Consider the following 18,289-nt stretch of genomic DNA (forward strand, 5'->3'; position numbering starts at 1 on the left):
GTACGCACTGGCGGCCCAAACGGATTCAAGGGGAGCATCAAGATGATCAAACGCAATTTGCTGGTGATGGGCCTGGCTGTTCTGTTGAGTGCCTGTGGCTTCCAGCTGCGCGGCACCGGCACCACCGAGCTGGCCATCAAGGAGCTGGATGTCAGCGCGCGTAACGCTTATGGCGAAACCGTAACCCAACTCACTCGCCTGCTGACCAGTTCCGGCGTCAAGGTCTACACCGGCGCGCCTTACAAGCTCATGCTGACCAACGAAGCAGAAACCCAGCGCGCCCTCAGCTATTCGGGTTCGGGTCGTTCGGCTGAATACCAGCTGACCACCACCCTGACCTATGAAGTGCATGGCGACAGAGATCGTTTCCTGCTCGGCGACAAGGTCACCGCAGACCGCTCCTACGTTCACGATGGCAACAACCTGACCGGTTCCGATCAGGAAGCTGCCCAGGTTCGTCAGGAAATGCGTAACGACCTGATCCAGAAAATGATGGCGCGCTTGCAGCAAATGACGCCGACACGCCTTGAAGAACTGCAGGCCAAGGCCGACGCAGTTGCCAAGGCTGAAGCCGACGCGCAGGAAGCCGCCCAGCGGATCCGCGACGAGACGCCTCAGCAATCACCTGTCGAAGTACCGGCCAGGTAAGTGTCCGGGGCCAGTCAGCTGGCCCCGGCATGCTCTGACTCATGAAACTCGCCCCCGCCCAACTGGGTAAACACCTGCAAGGTGCGCTTGCGCCTGTCTACGTGATCAGCGGCGATGACCCGTTGCTCTGCCAGGAAGCTGCTGATGCCGTGCGTGCTGCTGCGCGCCAGCAAGGTTTCGATGAACGGCAGGTATTCAGCGCTGACGCCAGCTTCGACTGGGGTACGCTGCTCCAAGCTGGCGCCAGCATGTCGCTGTTCGCCGAGCGCCGTCTTCTGGAACTGCGCTTGCCCTCAGGCAAACCCGGTGACAAAGGCGCTGCGGCGCTCATGGAATATTGCGCCAGACCTGCCGAAGACACCCTGCTGCTGATCAGCCTGTCCAAACTCGATGGCAGTGCGCAGAAAACCAAATGGGGCAAGGCACTGGTTGAGGGTGCGCAAACCCAGTTCGTGCAGATCTGGCCGGTAGACATTGGCCAACTGCCGCAATGGATTCGCCAGCGCCTCTCTCAGGCAGGGCTTGCCGCAACCCAGGACGCTGTCGAATTGATCGCTGCCCGGGTCGAAGGCAACCTGCTGGCGGCCGCGCAGGAAATCGAAAAGCTCAAGTTGATGGCCGAAGAAGGCCAGATCACCGTCGAGACAGTACAGGCGGCCGTGGCCGACAGTGCGCGCTTCGACGTATTCGGTCTGACCGATGCAGTGCTCAACGGCGAAGCTGCCCATGCCTTGCGCATGCTGGAAGGCCTGCGCGGCGAAGGGGTCGAAACCCCCGTGATCCTTTGGGCGCTGACTCGCGAACTGCGTTCACTGGCCAACATGTCCCAGCAGTTCAGTCAGGGCGTACCACTCGACAAAGTGTTCAGCTCCGCCCGCCCGCCGATCTGGGACAAGCGCAAACCATTGATGAGCAAAGCCCTGCAACGCCATTCGGCAAAACGCTGGAGCCAGTTGCTGATGGACGCACAGCGCATCGACGCACAGATCAAGGGGCAGGCGGCAGGCTCGCCGTGGAGCAGCCTCAGCCGACTGGCGCTGCTGATGGCGGGGCAACGGCTGGCACTGCCTGCGGAGTGAGTGGGTGTTGTCGACTCTCGTTCCCACGCTCTGCGTGGTAACGCCTTTCAGGACGCTCTGCGTCCTCTTGTGACGCGGAGCGTCACGAACTGCATGTCGACGCGGAGCGCCGGCACGATAAAGCGAGCAGCCTGCACCGCCCCATTCGTGAGCAAGCTCGCTCCCACAGGTATTGCATTCAAGTCCGCCTCCCGCGTCATAGCACACGACTATTAGACACAAGCGCCGTTCTGCCCGATTATTTGCATCGCTTTAAGCCACCCATCAGGAGCACCCCGCCATGAGCAAGCCAAAGCGGCCGAACAAGGCCAAATCCATCATCGCCCAGCCATTGTTCCGCAGTCGTCAGGAACAACCCGCCAAGGGCAAAGGCAGCTACCGCCGCGAAGCCTTCCAGTCTAAAAGCTGGGAGGCTTCCTGCTTTATGGCGGCCTGATATCGAGCAACATCTCCGGGGCGCTTTCAACCGCTTAGCCGTGTTATGGTCTGCACCTAACGGTAATACCCTTGGACTCAAGCATGCCTTCTCGTTTTACCCATCGCCCGCAGCTGCGCCAACTCATCGCTGCCTCCAGCCTTGTTGCATTGGTAGCCTGCGCAGAAAAACCCACTGCAGCCGATGCCACGCCTCTTCAATCCAGCAAAGCACAGACAAACGCTCCTGCCGTAGCCCCTACGCCTGCGCTGGTCGTTGATGACAGCCTCACGATTCAACCCGCCGTCAGCTTCAGCGAATGGCAGGCCGGTTTTCGTGTTCAGGCGTTAAAGGCAGGTATCCGGGCGGATGTATTCGATCAGGCATTCGCCGGTGTCACTCCCGACATGAGCGTGGTCAAGGCCGACCGCAGCCAGCCTGAGTTCACCCGTCCGATCTGGGAATATCTGGACGGTGCCATCTCCGCCGCACGCGTGCGCAAGGGGCAGGCGCTGCTTTCGCAGTACGCTGACGACCTGCAGAAGATCGAGCAGCAGTATGGTGTGGATCGTCAGGCGCTGGTCGCGGTATGGGGCATGGAAAGTAATTTCGGGTCGTTCCAGGGCACGCAATCCGTCATTCGCTCGCTGGCTACGCTGGCCTATGAAGGTCGCCGTCCCGGTTTTGCACAGAGCCAGTTGCTGGCCGCGCTGGAAATCATCCAGCATGGCGACATCACACCGGACAAGATGCTGGGTTCGTGGGCCGGTGCGATGGGCCAGACCCAGTTCATCCCGACCACCTATAACACTCATGCCGTCGACTTTGACGGCGATGGCCGCCGTGACATCTGGAACACTCCCGCCGATGCCTTGGCCTCCACTGCGCATTACCTGCAAAGCTCTGGCTGGCAACGCGGTCAGCCCTGGGGGTTTGAAGTGGTACTCGGCTCCGGGTTTGATTACTCGCTGGCAGATTCGAGCACTCGCAAGAGCCTCGCTGAATGGCAACAACTGGGCCTGAAACAGCCGGACGGCTCGGCGATTCCAGTCGCAGCCAGCCAGCAGCAAGCCGCCTTGTTGTTGCCAGCCGGTTATCGCGGGCCAGCCTTTCTGGTGCTGGATAACTTCCGAGCCATTCTCAAGTACAACAACTCCACCTCGTACGCACTGGCGATCAGCCTGCTTTCTGACCGGTTCAAAGGGGCCGGGTACGTAGTAGGTGCATGGCCACGCGGGGACACTCCGCTGAGCCGCTCTGAACGCATTGAACTGCAAACCCTGCTCTCGGCACGTCAATATGACGCAGGCGCACCAGACGGCATTATCGGTGCCAATACGCGCAAGGCCATTCGTAGCGCGCAGCAGTCATTCGGCTGGCCGGCAGATGGTTACCCGACGCATGAATTGCTGGAGGCCCTGCGCAAGCCTGTGGGGCAATAATCGGGAGGACGCAGAGCGTCCAGAACGGCATGCCCACGCGGAGCGTTGGCACGATAATCAACCGCAAACAAAAAGGGCCAGGTATCGCTACCTGGCCCTTCTTGTTTTTGCGGCGTGCTGTCAGAGCATTGCCTTGGCGATCTTGGCCTGCTCGTCGGCATGATACGAAGAGCGTACCAGCGGCCCGGATGCGACGTTCTTGAAGCCCATCTTGTAACCTTCCTCGGCAAACCAGGCAAAGGTGTCAGGGTGGACAAAGCGCTGCACCGGAAGGTGGTTGCGCGATGGCTGCAGGTACTGACCCAGCGTCAGCATGTCGATGTCGTGCTCGCGCATGCGCTGCATGACTTCGATAACCTCTTCGTCGGTCTCGCCAAGGCCCAGCATCAGCCCTGATTTGGTCGGTACATGCGGGACCATCTGTTTGAAGCGCTGCAGCAGGGTCAACGACCACTGGTAGTCCGAACCCGGACGCGCGGCCTTGTACAGACGCGGAACGGTTTCCAGGTTGTGGTTGAACACATCCGGTGGCTCGGCAGCGGTGATTTCCAGCGCTACGTCCATGCGGCCACGGTAGTCGGGAACCAGTGTTTCAAGCTGTACGCCCGGCGACAGCAGGCGGATTTCGCGGATGCAGTCGGCAAAGTGCTGAGCACCGCCGTCACGCAAGTCGTCACGGTCCACCGAGGTGATCACTACGTACTTCAGACGCAGGTCGGCAATTGCGATGGCGAGGCTCTTCGGTTCGTTGACGTCGAGCGGCTTCGGACGACCATGGCCCACGTCGCAGAATGGGCAGCGACGGGTGCAGATGTCGCCCATGATCATGAACGTTGCGGTGCCACCGGAGAAGCATTCGCCCAGGTTCGGGCAGGACGCCTCTTCACAGACACTGTGCAGCTTGTGCTTGCGCAGCAATTGCTTGATACGGTCGACTTCCGGAGAAACCGGGATGCGCACACGAATCCAGTCGGGTTTCTTCGGCAGATCTACCGTTGGAATGATCTTGACCGGGATGCGCGCAACCTTTTCCGCTCCGCGAAGCTTAACGCCCGCTTCGACTTTCGGACGGGCCACTCGCTCGGAAACATCCAGCGTCGGGATCAGGGTTTGCACGGTGTCAGTCATAATGGTTTATTCCGCCCGTAAGGGTCGCCTGCTCAGCGTAGTCGAGGTGTTTGACGAGCTGCGCACGCAGTCGGGCACTTACCTCGGAAAATTCTATCTGCCCTGCCTGATCGCTCAGTTGGGTCATGGCCAACCCGGCGTATCCGCAAGGGTTGATGCGGCGGAACGGCTCCAGGTCCATGTCGACGTTCAACGCCAGACCATGAAACGAGCAGCCGTTGCGAATGCGCAGACCGAGCGACGCGATTTTCGCGCCGTCGACGTATACACCCGGTGCATCGGCCTTGGCGGCTGCCTTGACGCCGTAGTCGGCGAGCAAGGCGATAAGGGTATTCTCGATCCGTGTTACCAGATCGCGAACACCGAAACCAAGGCGCCTGACGTCCAGCATCAGGTAAGCCACCAGTTGGCCCGGGCCATGATAAGTCACTTGGCCGCCACGATCGACCTGTACGACAGGAATATTGCCCGGCAGCAGCAAATGTTCGGCCTTGCCGGACTGTCCCTGGGTGAAAACCGGGGGATGCTGGACCAGCCAGACCTCATCGGCAGCCTCGCGGCCACGCCCATCGGTAAAGCGCTGCATGGCGTGCCAGGCGGTTTCGTAATCGATCAGGCCCAGATCACGAAAACCCAGCGCAACCGTCATCAGAGCACCATGTGCACGAAACCCGTAGCGCGAAGGGCACTATTGATATCGCGCAATTGATCTTCGCCTGTAGCGACGATGTGCAACTGGACGGTGGTGTATTTGCCGTTGCTGCTCTGACGCTCGGCGAGTGTCTTGAGGTCGACCTGAGCGTACTTGTGCAGGACTTCCATAACAGCAGCAGTAAAGCCCACGCTGGTGTCACCGATCACCTTGATCGGATAGTCATCGCAGGGGAATTCGATTTTGTGCGACTTGATGTCGGTATCAGTCATGGCAGTAAAGGTCTCACAAGCCGTGACGACGGACACGCGGCCCGCTCAGATCATGAGCAGGCCGCGAGAAGGTCGGCAGTAGTTACTGGAGGGTCAGTTGAACAAGCCGTAGAAGAACAGGCGGATGCTATCCCACACGCGGCGGAAAATGCCACCTTCCTCAACTGCATCAAGCGCAATCAGGTTAGCGGTATGAACCACCTGATCGTCTTTCTTGACCTCGACCTTACCGATCACGTCGCCCTTGGCGATTGGCGCAACCAGTTGCGGGTTCATGGTCATGCTGGCGGACAGCTTCTTCATGTCGCCTTTTGGCATGGTCATGCTCAGATCTTCAGCCAGACCGGCCTTGACCTGACGCTCGGTGCCTTTCCAGACGGTTGCCTGAGCCAGCTCGGTGCCCTTCTGATAGAAGTTCTGGGTTTCGAAGAAACGGAAGCCATAGGTCAGCAGCTTCTGGGTTTCAGCCGCACGGGCCTGCTCGCTGTTGGTGCCGAACACTACTGCGATCAGACGCATGCCGTCACGTACAGCCGAAGACACCATGCAGTAGCCGGCCTCGTCGGTGTGACCGGTCTTCAGACCGTCAACGGTCTTGTCGCGCCACAGCAGCAGGTTGCGGTTAGGCTGCTTGATGCCGTTCCAGAAGAACTCTTTCTGCGAGTAGATCGCATAGTGAGCCGGGTCTTCGTGAATGATTGCACGCGCCAGGATCGCCATGTCGTGAGCCGACGAGTAGTGCTCGGGGTTCGGCAGACCGGTCGGGTTCATAAAGTGGCTGTTGGTCATGCCCAGATCGCCGGCGGTCTTGTTCATCATGTCGGCAAATGCATCTTCGCTGCCGGCAATGTGCTCGGAGATCGCGACGCTGGCGTCGTTACCCGATTGAATAATGATGCCGTGCAGCAGGTCGCTGACCGTCACCTGGCTGCCCACCTTGATGAACATCCGCGAACCGCCTGTGCGCCAGGCATTTTCACTGATGGTCACCGGATCGTTCTCGCCGATCTGGCCGCGACGAATTTCCAGGGTCGCGATGTAGGCAGTCATCAGCTTGGTCAGACTGGCAGGTGCCAGACGCTGGTCACCGTTGTTCTCGACCAGAACGTTGCCGCTGGTGGCATCCATCAGTACGTAGGACTTGGCTGCCAGTTGCGGCGCAGCAGGCGTCATCTGCTCTGCCGCCCAGACGGTCGGGGTAATAATCAGTGGAACAAGCAGGCACAAACGTTTTGCAAAGGTGGTGATGTTCATCCGTCTCTCGAGAATCCTAATGGGCAAACATGCCCTTGCGGGCAAAACTGAACAGACCGGCGAGGCGAAAACGCCTCGGTACGGCTCGTGGCGCCAGGCTGTAACCCTGGCTGACAAAGTCGCCTGTTCGACACACGACCTTGTGGGCAGTTACCTGCAACGCTGGCCCTGATGGCAAAGCTGCGCTGCCTGCGACTGCATATCGTCCTCCATTGTTGCTGGAAAACGATTGTCGAAAAACTTATTGATCCGATGTCACTACACTTGGCTGACCCAGATTGGCAGACCTGACGCTGTTTTGCAGTTGCTGGGCTTCACCCGGCGTGTCGATCGGTCCCATCCGGACCCGATAGAGCGTTTGCTGATTGCGAGCTATCGAGCTGACGAACACCGGCGCTCGAACCATCCCGCTCAGTTTCGACCTCAGGAGCTCCGCAGCGTCCGGGTTGGCGAAGGCTCCCACCTGGAGAAACAGCCCAGCGGCTTGTCCTGAAGCGTTTTTTTTTGCGTCAACCTGCAACGGCACGACAGGTGCGGCGTGTTGCTGCGGTGGCGGCGTGTATTGCTCGACGGTTCCGGTCGATGTCGACAGCGCGGGCGGCGTGGCCTGGGCCATCACTTGCGGCTGATTGAGCATCAGCGGTGCCGGACGGCCACGTTGCGCCCACCATTCCTGCGGGTCGATACCTTCGACCTTGACCCGGGCGGTGCCGGTTTCGGCATAGCCCAGCTTTTTGGCGGCGGCGTAGGACAAGTCGATAATGCGGTCAGAATAGAACGGCCCGCGGTCGTTGACGCGCAGAATCACCGTACGGTTGTTGTCCAGGTTGGTCACTTTGACATAGCTGGGCAGCGGCAGGGTCTTGTGCGCGGCGCTCATGCCATACAGGTCATACACCTCGCCGTTGGCGGTGTTCTGGCCATGAAACTTGGTGCCATACCAGGAAGCGGTGCCCGAAGCGACGTAACGCTTTGAATCGCTCATCGGAAAATAGGTCTTGCCCAGCACCGTATATGGGTTGGCCTTATAGGCACCGGTATGCAGAGTCGGTGTCGCGTCGGGGATGCGCGAGACATCCACATCCCACCACGGCGCGCCGTCCTTGTGGGCACGGTTAATGTCCAGCCCCGGCATCGAGCGCACAGCGGCACCGCCTTTTGGCGACTGCGACGAGGTTGTGCGTGACGGCGACGAGCAACTGGCAACCAGCACTGCGAGGCCGGTCAACGCCAGAAGCTTGAATGTTTGCAGAATCGGCAATGCCCGCATTACTTGACGCCTCGAGCTTGAACCAACGATTCAGACAGCTGATACACGGCCATGGCGTACATCACACTGCGGTTATAACGGGTGATAGCATAAAAATTGTTCAAACCCAGCCAGTATTCAGGACCATTGTCGCCTTCAAGACGGAACGCCGTTACCGGCATATCGTCGCGCAGCGCATCATGACTCGCCCAGCCCAGCTGTCGCAACTCCCCGACCGACATTACCGGATCAAGCGCAGGGCTCAACCCTTCGTCAACCCGGTCGCCACGTGCGGTCGCGCGGCTGACTACCGGCTGACCGGCTACCCAGCCATGACGCTTGAAATAACTGGCAACGCTGCCGATGGCATCGTCCGGGTCGGTCCAGATGTTGATATGGCCGTCGCCGTCGAAATCCACTGCATAAGCGCGAAAACTGCTCGGCATGAACTGCGGCAGGCCCATTGCCCCGGCGTACGAGCCTTTGAGGGTCAAGGGGTCAACCTGTTGTTCGCGAGCCAGCAGCAGAAACTCACGCAATTCCTTGCGGAAGAACTGTGCGCGTGGCGGGTAATCGAAACCGAGCGTCGACAACGCATCGATCACCCGGTAATTGCCGGTGTTGCGGCCGAAAAAGGTTTCCACGCCAATGATCGAAACGATGATCTGCGCCGGTACACCATATTCCTGCTCGGCGCGGGCCAATGCGGCCTCGTGCTGACGCCAGAAATCGACACCGCGGGCGATGCGCGTATCGGTGATGAACATCGGCCGATACTCTTTCCACTGCTTGACCCGTTCGGCCGGGCGGGAAATGGCATCGAGAATGGCCTGCTTGCGCTCGACCTCACGAAACAGGCTCATCAACTGCTCACCGGCAAAACCGTGATCGCGGGTCAGCTCACCAACGAATTCCGCTACCTGGGGCGAACCCTCATAGTGGCCGGCCAGCGCCTCTTGCACCGATCCAAGGATGCCTACCAGACCGACCACCGGAGCATATCGAGCCCAGTTACGCATTGCTTGCATTGAATAGTTCACCTTAATCAAACCTGAGCAATCCATTTACGGTGTGTATGGATCGACATCAAAACCCCAAACGCTGACAGTAGGGTCACCAGCGAAGTTCCGCCGTAGCTAATGAAGGGCAATGGCACTCCCACCACTGGCAGCAGGCCACTGACCATACCGATGTTGACGAAAACGTAAACAAAAAACGTCATGGTCAACGCTCCGGCCAGCAGTTTGCCGAATAATGTCTGCGCCTGTGCCGTGATCACAAGCCCACGGCCGATCAGCAGCATATAGATGATCAGCAACGCACAGATGCCCACCAGACCGAACTCTTCACCCAGTACCGCGATGATGAAGTCGGTGTGGCTTTCCGGCAGAAAGTCCAGGTGCGACTGAGTGCCCAGCAGCCAGCCCTTGCCGAACACGCCGCCCGAACCGATGGCAGCCTTTGATTGAATGATGTTCCAGCCGGTGCCCAGCGGATCGCTTTCCGGGTCGAGAAAGGTCAGCACGCGCTGTTTCTGGTAGTCGTGCATGAAGAAGAACCACATGGCCACTGCAGCAGGCACAGCGGCCGCCAGCACACTGATAATCCAGCGCCAGCGCAGGCCGGCCATGAACAGCACGAAGGCCCCGGACGCCAGAATCAGCAGCGAGGTGCCCAGATCAGGCTGGCGCACGATGAGAATGAACGGCACGCCAATCAAGGCGAGACTGACCGCCACATGTTTGAGATGCGGTGGCAGCGTGCGCTTGGACAGATACCAGGCGATGGTCGCCGGCATGATGATCTTGAGAAACTCCGAAGGCTGGAAGCGGATCACCCCGGGAATGTTGATCCAGCGCGTCGCGCCCATGGCGTTGTGGCCCATGACATCCACCACTACCAGCAGCAGGACACCGATGACATACAGTACCGGCACCCAGCGCGCCATGAAGCGCGGCTCCAGCTGGGCGATCACCACCATTGCCACCAGACCGATACCGAATGAACTGGCCTGCTTGATGAGCAGGTCCCAGTTCTTGCCGCTGGCCGAATACAGGACGAACAGGCTGCCGGCCGCAAGGGTCAGCAACAGGATCAACAACGGGCCATCGATATGAATGCGCTGCAAAAAAGTGGCACGGCGACGCATCACGTCTTCGCTGGACAGGATGCGGTCGAAATTACTCTTCACGGGCCGCAGCCTCCAGATTCAGGGAACCGGCATACTCAGGCTTGAGATGGCCGTTTTCGTCGAGCAGCCAGGCGTCCATCACCTGCCGCACAACGGGTGCAGCAACGCCGGAACCGGACTCGCCGTTCTCGACCATCACTGCAACAACGATTTTTGGATTGTCGGCCGGTGCAAAACCGACAAACAGGGCATGGTCACGATGACGCTCCTGAACCTTGGTGCGGTCGTACTTCTCGCCCTGCTTGATGGCGACTACCTGAGCCGTACCGCTCTTGCCGGCGATCCGGTATTGCGCACCGATGGCAGCCTTGCGCGCCGTACCACGCGCGCCATGCATCACTTCCTGCATGCCGTGGTTGACTCGCCCCCAGTTGGCCGGGTCGCGCAGCACGATGTTCGGCATCGGGTTTTCATCCACAGGTGCCTTGCCTTCGATGGTTCTGGCCAGATGCGGACGGTTCCACACACCCTTGTTGGCCACCAGTGCTGTCGCCTGGGCCAGTTGCAACGGCGTTGCCTGCATGTAGCCCTGCCCAATGCCGAGAATCAGGGTTTCGCCAGGGAACCAGGCCTGGCGACGGGTCGCACGCTTCCATTCACGGGACGGCATCAGACCGGGGGACTCCTCGAACATATCCAGCGACACTTTCTGCCCGATGCCGAACTTGTTCATGTAGGTGGAAAGCCGATCGATGCCCAGTTTGTGCGCCAGATCGTAGAAATACGTGTCATTGGAACGCATGATCGCGGTATCCAGATCCACCCAGCCATCACCGGTGCGGTTCCAGTTACGGTACTTGTGATCGTAATTGGGCAGTTGGTAATAGCCAGGGTCGAACACTCTTGAGCCGGGCGTTACTGCACCGGCGTCCAGCCCGGCAATCGCCACGGCAGGCTTGATGGTCGAACCGGGCGGGTAAAGGCCGCGCAGAATGCGGTTGAACAGCGGCCGGTCTATTGAATCGCGTAGCTCGGCGTAGGCCTTGAAGCTGATGCCGGTGACAAACAGGTTCGGATCGAAGCTCGGCGCACTGACCATCGCCAGCACTTCTCCGGTGGCAGGGTCCAACGCGACTACCGCGCCACGACGCCCACCCAATGCGGCCTCGGCAGCTTCCTGAAGGTTGATGTCCAGGCTAAGAACGATGTCCTTTCCAGGGATCGGGTCGGTGCGTTTGAGCACGCGCAGCACGCGGCCACGGGCGTTGGTCTCGACCTCTTCGTAGCCGACCTGACCATGCAGATCGGGTTCGTAAAATCGCTCGATACCGGTCTTGCCGATATGGTGCGTGCCGCTGTAATTGATCGGATCCAGGCTCTTGAGCTCTTTTTCGTTGATCCGCCCCATGTAACCGACCGAGTGGGCAAAGTGCGGCCCTTGCGGATAATGCCTGACCAGTTGCGCAACCACTTCGACACCTGGCAGGCGGAACTGGTTGACCGCAATCAGGGCGATCTGCTCTTCGCTCAGCTCGAACAGGATAGGCACCGGCTCGAACGGCCGACGCCCCTGCTTCATACGCTTTTCGAAGATGATGCGATCATCCGGGGTGAGCTGGAGGATCTCGACAATGGTGTCGAGCACGCTGGACCACTCGCCAGCACGCTCACGGGTCATGCTGAGACTAAAACTGGGCCGGTTGTCCGCAACCACCACACCATTACGATCGTAGATCAGCCCACGGCTGGGCGGAATCGGCTGAACGTGAACGCGGTTGTTTTCCGAAAGTGTGGAGTGATACTCGTACTGGATGACCTGCAGGTAATACAGCCGGGCAATCAGCACGCACACCAGCAACACCACCGCCACGGCACCGAACACGACCCTGCCGCGCACCAGGCGTGCGTCCTTTTCGTGGTCTTTGAGGCGGATCGGTTGAGACATTTAGGCCGTATTCACAGTAAAGACGATGCTACTTGTGATAAGGGTGCCCGGACAGGACTGTCCAGGCGCGATACATCTGTTCGCCGATCAGAATGCGCACCAGTGGATGCGGCAGGGTCAGCGGCGACAGGGACCAGCGTTGTTCACTGCGGGCACAGACTTCAGGCGCCAGCCCCTCGGGGCCGCCGACCATCAGGTTGACCGTACGCGCATCGAGGCGCCAGCGATCGAGTTCGACCGCCAGCTGTTCGGTGCTCCACGGTTTGCCATGCACTTCAAGCGTGACAATCCGCTCGCCCGGCTGCACTTTCGCCAGCATCGCCTCGCCTTCCTGACGGATGAAGCGCGCAACATCAGCGTTCTTGCCCCGGGTATTGAGCGGGATTTCCACCAGTTCAAGCGCAAGCTCGGAGGGCATCCGCTTGGCGTACTCGTGCCAACCTTCTTCCACCCACTTGGGCATGCGCGAACCCACAGCAATCAGACGCAAACGCACATCAAGGCCTTATTCGTTGCCTGGAGTGTGATGCGCAGCGCTGGCGGCACGGCTTTGTTCAGCGCCCTGCCACAAGCGTTCCAGGTCGTAGAACTGGCGTGCCGCAGCGGTCATTACGTGAACGATCACATCGCCCAGGTCCAGCAGAACCCAGTCGCTGTCGCCCTTGCCTTCTTCGCTCAGGGACTTCAGGCCGGCTGCCTTGACCTTGTCACGGACGTTATCGACCAGTGCGTTCAACTGACGGTTGGACGTACCGGTGCAGATCAGCATGTAGTCAGCGATGCTGGTCTTGTCACGCACATCGATGGTCAGGATGTCTGCACCCTTGACTTCTTCAAGGGCTGCAATCGCAACATTGATGACTTCTTCACTGCTCATTTTTTGCTTTGTCATATAAAACTCATTCAGCTCGTATGTGTGGGACCGTTCAAACGCTTATCGATCAAAGCAGTTTCAGGACGACCCATCAGTGTTCGGCGCGCGGTAAAGTCCGCGTGCATCGATATAGGCCAGTACCGCGTCTGGCACCAGAAAACGTACCGACTTACCGCTGGCCAGCAGTTGACGGATCTGGGTGGCAGACACCGATAAAGGCGTCTGCCAGACGAATGTAATGTGTCCACCCGGCCCTTTCAGGGCCTTGGGGTCGCTGACCGCGCGTGCCGCCAGCAGATTGCGCATGGCATCCGGCGACTCGCTGTCCGCGTCCGGGCGTTGCAGCACCACGATATGGCAGTGCTCCAGCAGTTCTTCCCACCTGTGCCAGGTCGGCAGCCCGCAAAAGGCATCCCAACCCAGCAACAGGAACAGCTGGTCCTGAGGCGCCAGTTCGGCGCGCATCGATTCCAGTGTGTCGAGGGTATACGACGGTTTGTCCCGTTTCAGTTCACGGTCATCCACCGTCAAGGGCGACACGCCCGCAACCGCGCTCTGAACCATCGCCAGACGGTCCTCGGCGGTGACACTCGGCATGTCACGATGCGGAGGCCTGGCGCTGGGCGTCAGGCGCAACTCATCGAGTTCCAGCAGTTCGGCCACTTCAAGCGCACCGCGCAAGTGACCGATATGAACCGGGTCAAACGTACCCCCAAGCATACCGATACGTCTGGGCAGCGCTGTCGTGGGGTTGTTCAAGTCAGGCTTGTCCGCGCAATTGACCATCACCGATCACGATGTACTTCTCGCAGGTCAACCCTTCAAGCCCGACTGGACCGCGGGCGTGCAGCTTATCAGTAGAAATGCCGATCTCGGCACCCAATCCGTATTCGAACCCGTCCGCAAAGCTGGTCGGTGCATTGACCATGACCGAACTGGAATCGACCTCGGCCATGAACCGGCGAATCTGACTTTGATGGTCGGAAACGATGGCATCGCTGTGATGCGAACCATAATGGTTGATGTGCTCGATGGCTTCGTCCAACCCTGAAACGACGCGAATCGACAGGATTGCAGCCAGGTATTCGGTGTGCCAGTCGTCTTCGGTGGCCGGAATTACGTCGATCAGGTCACGGGTGCGCTCGCAACCGCGCAACTCGACGCCCTTCTCGCGAAACTGCGCGGCCATGGCGGGCAGGAAATCGGCGGCGATGGTTTGATCGACCAGCAGGGTTTCCATCGCGCCGCAGATCCCGTAGCGGTACGTCTTGGCATTGAAGGCAATCTTCTGCGCCTTGGCCAGATCGGCGTGGGCACTGACATACACATGGCAGATGCCGTCCAGATGCTTGATGACCGGCACGCGCGCATCGCGGCTGACCCGCTCGATCAGGCCCTTGCCCCCACGCGGAACGATGACGTCAACGTACTCGGGCATGGTGATCAATGCGCCAACCGCTGCACGGTCGGTGGTTTCAACCACCTGCACCACAGCAGCAGGCAGCCTGGCCTCGGCCAGACCACGCTCGATGCAGGCGGCAATGGCACGATTGGAATGAATGGCTTCGGAACCGCCGCGCAGGATAGTCGCGTTACCGGACTTCAGGCACAGACTGGCCGCATCAATGGTCACATTCGGACGCGACTCGTAGATGATTCCCACAACACCCAGCGGCACACGCATCTTACCGACCTGAATACCCGACGGCCGATAGCTCATGTCGCGGATCGCACCGACCGGGTCTGCCAGACCTGCTACCTGACGCAACCCGACGATCATGCTGTCGATACGCGCGGGGGTCAGGGCCAGTCGTTCCAGCATTGCCGGCTCAAGGCCATTGGCCTGACCATTGGCCAGGTCCAGCGCATTGGCGGCAGACAGCTCGGCGCGCGCTTCATCCAGAGCAGCGGCAGTGGCTTGCAGGGCGCGGTTCTTCTGCGCAGTGCTGGCACGACCGATCACTCGCGAGGCTTCGCGGGCGGCGCGACCCAGGCGGGTCATGTAGTCAAGAACGGACTCAGTCATGGTCTCAGAGGTCTTGGCAAAGAGGAAAGCGGCTGATTATAGCTGTCGTGCCGCACGAACGACAGCGCAGACAGGCGGATGGTCGATATCAGTGCGCAGATTTATTGCGCAGACCGATGCCTATCCCCCTCAGCCCTCATCGTTACATACAAAGTCCGCTTTGGATTCTGGCCGAAAGCCGTAGGAGCGGACTTGTCCGAGAAAGGGCCGTGACATCCGCAGGAGATGTGTCGCCCGAAATAAAGCTTTCGCGAACAAGTTCGCTCCCACGCCCTGCGGGCAGAAGCCTGAACGCCACCATTTATCACGCTCAGCCCTCATCGTTATACACAAGTCCGCTTTGGATTCTGGCCGAAAGCCGTAGGAGCGGACTTGTCCGCGAAAGGGCCGTGACATCCGCAGGAGGTGTATTGCCCGAAATAAAGCTTTCGCGAACAAGTTCGCTCCCACGCCCTGCGGGCAGAAGCCTGAACGCCACCATTTATCACGCTCAGCCCTCATCGTTATACACAAGTCCGCTTTTGATTCTGGCCGAAAGCCGTAGGAGCGGACTTGTCCGAGAAGGGGCCGTGACATCCGCAGGAGATGTATCGCCCGAAATAAAGCTTTCGCGAACAAGTTCGCTCCCACGCCCTGCGGGCAGAAGCCTGAACGCCACCATTTATCACGCTCAGCCCTCATCGTTATACACAAGTCCGCTTTTGATTCTGGCCGAAAGCCGTAGGAGCGGACTTGTCCGCGAAGGGGCCGTGACATCCGCAGGAGATGTGTCGCCCGAAATAAAGCCTTCGCGAACAAGTTCGCTCCCACGCCCTGCGGGCAGAAGCCTGAACACCCCCATTTTCCGGGCTCTTCAGGACTTGTGTATAACGATGAGCGCTCAGCCTGCGCGCCCTCTCGACCAGCGTCGCAGGGAAACGCACGCACAAAACGCTCTTATGGGTTAACCGGTTTGTCATGCCTCAGTCACTTTCAGAAACAACAAAGCCGCTAATCCAGACACATTCAGCTGCAATTAAAGTTGCGCTTGTTATTATCGGGCACCTTCTCAACGTACCTGCCTGACTATGCCTGCTGCTCTTCCGGATCATTTCTTCCATCGCGATGCCCAGTTGCTGGCCCGCGATCTGCTGGGCAAGGTCATTCGGCATAAAGTGGGCGAGCTGTGGCTGGCCGCCCGCATCATCGAAACAGAAGCGTACTACTGCGCTGAAAAAGGCAGCCATGCTTCGCTGGGCTATACCGAAAAGCGCAAAGCGCTGTTCCTCGACGGCGGGCACATCTATATGTACTACGCGCGCGGCGGTGACTCGCTGAATTTCAGCGCCGAGGGGCCGGGCAATGCAGTGCTGATCAAATCGGCATTTCCCTGGACCGACGCAACCAGCGACGAAAACGCCCTGGCGCAGATGCAGTTGAACAACCCCGACGCCAGCGGCGCAATCCGCCCGCCGCAACGGCTCTGCGCTGGCCAGACGCTACTGTGCAAGGCACTTGGCTTGAAAGTACCGGAGTGGGACGCCAGACGCTTCGACCCACAGAGGTTGCTGGTCGAAGACATCGGCCAGGCACCCGAGCGCATTATCCAGACCACCCGTCTGGGCATTCCTGCCGGGCGCGATGAGCACTTGATGTATCGCTTCGTGGATGCCGGTTACGCCCGTTTCTGCACACGGAACCCTCTCAGACGCGGTCAGGTCGAAGGCCGCGACTACTTATTTCTCGATCAAGGAAACTGACCGATGGGCGATCTGCTCAATGGCATGACCGGCTGGCTGACAGCGAATCCTTCCTGGGTGGCTGTCGCGATCTTTTTGGTGGCCTTCACTGAATGCGTCGCGATCGTCGGGATCGTCGTGCCGGGCACGGTCATCATGTTTGCCATCGCCGCCTTGGCGGGCAGCGGCATACTGCCGTTGAGCGAAGTGCTGTTACTGGGTTTTCTCGGCGGGCTGTTGGGGGACGCAGTGTCGTACTTCATAGGCCGGCGCTTTCATCAGAATATCCGTCAGTTGCCCGGCTTGCGCACGCACCCGGAGTGGATGGAAGGTGCGGAAAAATATTTCCACCGTTACGGCATCGCCAGTTTGCTGGTCGGGCGCTTCATCGGACCGCTACGCCCGATGCTGCCAATGATTGCCGGCATGTGCGACATGCCGCTCCCGCGCTTTGCGGCCGTCAGTGTACTGGCCGCGGCAGGCTGGTCGATTGCCTACCTGATGCCGGGCTGGGCGGCGGGCGCGGCCATTCGCCTGCCGCTGCCGGAAGGCTTCTGGCCTGAGGCGGCAGTGGTCGGTGCCGGTCTGGCGATTCTGTTCGGGCTGAGTATTCAGAGCAGCATTCGCCAGAAGCGCTATGCAACCAAACTTATTTCCGTGCTCAGCCTGACGCTGGTCGCGGCGCTGTTCATCGGCTGGCCTTATCTGGCGGACTTCGACAACGGCCTGATGACACTCATTCAGGAGCATCGCAGCGAGGCCGCACAGAACATCGTGATCTTCGTCACCAGCATCGGCGACTTCAAGGCCCAGTTGCTGGCGGCCTCCCTGCTGATCATCGTGCTGGCCGTTGCCAGACAATGGCGTCACGCAGCTTTTGCCCTGACCGCAACACTGGGTACCGCAATAGCCAATGGCACCCTGAAAACGTTCTTCGCCCGCACTCGCCCGGACGTTCTGGTAGAGCCGCTGACCACTTACAGTATGCCCAGTGGCCACAGTTCTGCGGCCTTTGCGCTGTTCATGACGCTGGCGGTGCTGGCCGGACGCGGCCAGCCCGTGCGCCTGCGCCTGAGCTGGATGCTGGTCGGTGGCATTCCGGCACTGGCCATCGCGCTTTCCAGGGTTTACCTCGGCGTTCACTGGCCAACCGACATCCTCGCTGGAATGCTCCTGGCGTTCTGTGTCTGCGCCGCCAGCCTGGCGTTCATTCAGCGCAACGCTCCCTTGCCCGCCATGTCGGTCCGGGTATGGTGGCTCATCGTCCCGGCAATGACCGCGCTGCTCGGCATTTTTGCGGTGCGCGCCCTCTCGCACGCGGTACTGCGTTACCAGTACTGATCGGCATACCTGATCGCGCCCGTACAAATCGGGTGCGACACTTCTCAAATCTGGCACCTTGCAAGTGCTCTTTCGAGGCGTTGACTACACTCCCCTGAAGCAGGTGAGTGAGCAA

18 protein-coding genes are annotated in these 18,289 nt (G+C 59.7%); 6 read left to right on the forward strand and 12 right to left on the reverse strand.

What is annotated here, in order from left to right; translation table 11 throughout:
• Positions 1 to 42 precede the first annotated feature (42 nt).
• The 4 genes from lptE to FFH21_RS23565 all read left to right on the forward strand — a co-directional run bounded on the left by lptE (position 43) and on the right by FFH21_RS23565 (position 3,584).
• Positions 43 to 648 carry an LPS assembly lipoprotein LptE gene (gene lptE / locus FFH21_RS23550; protein WP_054073193.1) on the forward strand — a complete coding sequence of 202 codons (606 nt, stop codon included), beginning with the start codon at positions 43 to 45 and terminating at the stop codon, positions 646 to 648.
• 41 nt (positions 649 to 689) lie between these two features.
• Positions 690 to 1,727 carry a DNA polymerase III subunit delta gene (gene holA / locus FFH21_RS23555; protein WP_019741381.1) on the forward strand — a complete coding sequence of 346 codons (1,038 nt, stop codon included), beginning with the start codon at positions 690 to 692 and terminating at the stop codon, positions 1,725 to 1,727.
• 280 nt (positions 1,728 to 2,007) lie between these two features.
• A complete protein-coding gene (arfA, locus tag FFH21_RS23560) occupies positions 2,008 to 2,163 on the forward strand; it encodes an alternative ribosome rescue factor ArfA (protein WP_002555325.1) in 156 nt (51 codons plus the stop codon).
• An 83-nt stretch (positions 2,164 to 2,246) separates the two neighbouring features.
• The gene (locus FFH21_RS23565) at positions 2,247 to 3,584 is read left to right on the forward strand and encodes a lytic murein transglycosylase (protein WP_004667332.1); all 1,338 of its coding nucleotides are present in this window, start codon (positions 2,247 to 2,249) and stop codon (positions 3,582 to 3,584) included.
• 120 nt (positions 3,585 to 3,704) lie between these two features.
• On the opposite strand, the gene lipA is transcribed toward FFH21_RS23565, so the two are convergent.
• From lipA to FFH21_RS23625, 12 genes are all read right to left on the reverse strand, one after another.
• Positions 3,705 to 4,712, reverse strand: a complete 1,008-nt coding sequence (gene lipA, locus FFH21_RS23570; protein WP_002555327.1) for a lipoyl synthase — start codon at positions 4,710 to 4,712, stop codon at positions 3,705 to 3,707.
• Positions 4,705 to 5,361 carry a lipoyl(octanoyl) transferase LipB gene (gene lipB, locus FFH21_RS23575; RefSeq protein WP_002555328.1) on the reverse strand — a complete coding sequence of 219 codons (657 nt, stop codon included), beginning with the start codon at positions 5,359 to 5,361 and terminating at the stop codon, positions 4,705 to 4,707. The genes lipA and lipB overlap by 8 nt, the downstream gene beginning before the upstream one ends.
• Entirely contained in the window at positions 5,361 to 5,636 is a 276-nt protein-coding gene (locus tag FFH21_RS23580; protein WP_002555329.1) for a DUF493 domain-containing protein, read from the reverse strand. Before FFH21_RS23580 ends, lipB begins: the two co-directional genes overlap by 1 nt.
• Positions 5,637 to 5,729: 93 nt before the next feature.
• Positions 5,730 to 6,890 (reverse strand): D-alanyl-D-alanine carboxypeptidase family protein, encoded by a 1,161-nt coding sequence (locus FFH21_RS23585; RefSeq protein WP_002555330.1) that lies wholly within the window; start codon positions 6,888 to 6,890, stop codon positions 5,730 to 5,732.
• Between the two features lie 241 nt (positions 6,891 to 7,131).
• Positions 7,132 to 8,160: a septal ring lytic transglycosylase RlpA family protein gene (locus FFH21_RS23590; protein WP_002555332.1), complete on the reverse strand. Its 1,029-nt coding sequence runs from the start codon at positions 8,158 to 8,160 to the stop codon at positions 7,132 to 7,134.
• The gene (mltB, locus tag FFH21_RS23595) at positions 8,160 to 9,167 is read right to left on the reverse strand and encodes a lytic murein transglycosylase B (RefSeq protein ID WP_011169546.1); all 1,008 of its coding nucleotides are present in this window, start codon (positions 9,165 to 9,167) and stop codon (positions 8,160 to 8,162) included. Before mltB ends, FFH21_RS23590 begins: the two co-directional genes overlap by 1 nt.
• Before the next feature lie 17 nt (positions 9,168 to 9,184).
• The gene (gene rodA / locus FFH21_RS23600) at positions 9,185 to 10,288 is read right to left on the reverse strand and encodes a rod shape-determining protein RodA (protein WP_003313892.1); all 1,104 of its coding nucleotides are present in this window, start codon (positions 10,286 to 10,288) and stop codon (positions 9,185 to 9,187) included.
• A gap of 31 nt (positions 10,289 to 10,319) precedes the next feature.
• Positions 10,320 to 12,215, reverse strand: a complete 1,896-nt coding sequence (gene mrdA / locus FFH21_RS23605) for a penicillin-binding protein 2 (RefSeq protein ID WP_005745383.1) — start codon at positions 12,213 to 12,215, stop codon at positions 10,320 to 10,322.
• Positions 12,216 to 12,243: 28 nt separating this feature from the next.
• A complete protein-coding gene (gene rlmH, locus FFH21_RS23610) occupies positions 12,244 to 12,711 on the reverse strand; it encodes a 23S rRNA (pseudouridine(1915)-N(3))-methyltransferase RlmH (protein WP_002555336.1) in 468 nt (155 codons plus the stop codon).
• A 9-nt stretch (positions 12,712 to 12,720) separates the two neighbouring features.
• Complete coding sequence (gene rsfS, locus FFH21_RS23615; protein ID WP_002555337.1) at positions 12,721 to 13,107, reverse strand: ribosome silencing factor; 387 nt, start codon at positions 13,105 to 13,107, stop codon at positions 12,721 to 12,723.
• A 60-nt stretch (positions 13,108 to 13,167) separates the two neighbouring features.
• Positions 13,168 to 13,827, reverse strand: coding sequence for a nicotinate-nucleotide adenylyltransferase (nadD, locus tag FFH21_RS23620; RefSeq protein ID WP_161794688.1), 660 nt, complete (start codon positions 13,825 to 13,827; stop codon positions 13,168 to 13,170).
• 22 nt (positions 13,828 to 13,849) lie between these two features.
• Positions 13,850 to 15,115: a glutamate-5-semialdehyde dehydrogenase gene (locus tag FFH21_RS23625; protein ID WP_004666288.1), complete on the reverse strand. Its 1,266-nt coding sequence runs from the start codon at positions 15,113 to 15,115 to the stop codon at positions 13,850 to 13,852.
• A 1,067-nt stretch (positions 15,116 to 16,182) separates the two neighbouring features.
• Here FFH21_RS23625 and FFH21_RS23640 point away from each other — a divergent pair.
• Positions 16,183 to 16,854 carry a DNA-3-methyladenine glycosylase gene (locus FFH21_RS23640; RefSeq protein WP_004655663.1) on the forward strand — a complete coding sequence of 224 codons (672 nt, stop codon included), beginning with the start codon at positions 16,183 to 16,185 and terminating at the stop codon, positions 16,852 to 16,854.
• A 3-nt stretch (positions 16,855 to 16,857) separates the two neighbouring features.
• A complete protein-coding gene (locus tag FFH21_RS23645) occupies positions 16,858 to 18,174 on the forward strand; it encodes a bifunctional DedA family/phosphatase PAP2 family protein (RefSeq protein WP_004666289.1) in 1,317 nt (438 codons plus the stop codon).
• Positions 18,175 to 18,289: the final 115 nt, after the last annotated feature.

This window comes from Pseudomonas sp. KBS0707 (assembly GCF_005937945.2).
GTDB lineage: Bacteria > Pseudomonadota > Gammaproteobacteria > Pseudomonadales > Pseudomonadaceae > Aquipseudomonas > Aquipseudomonas amygdali.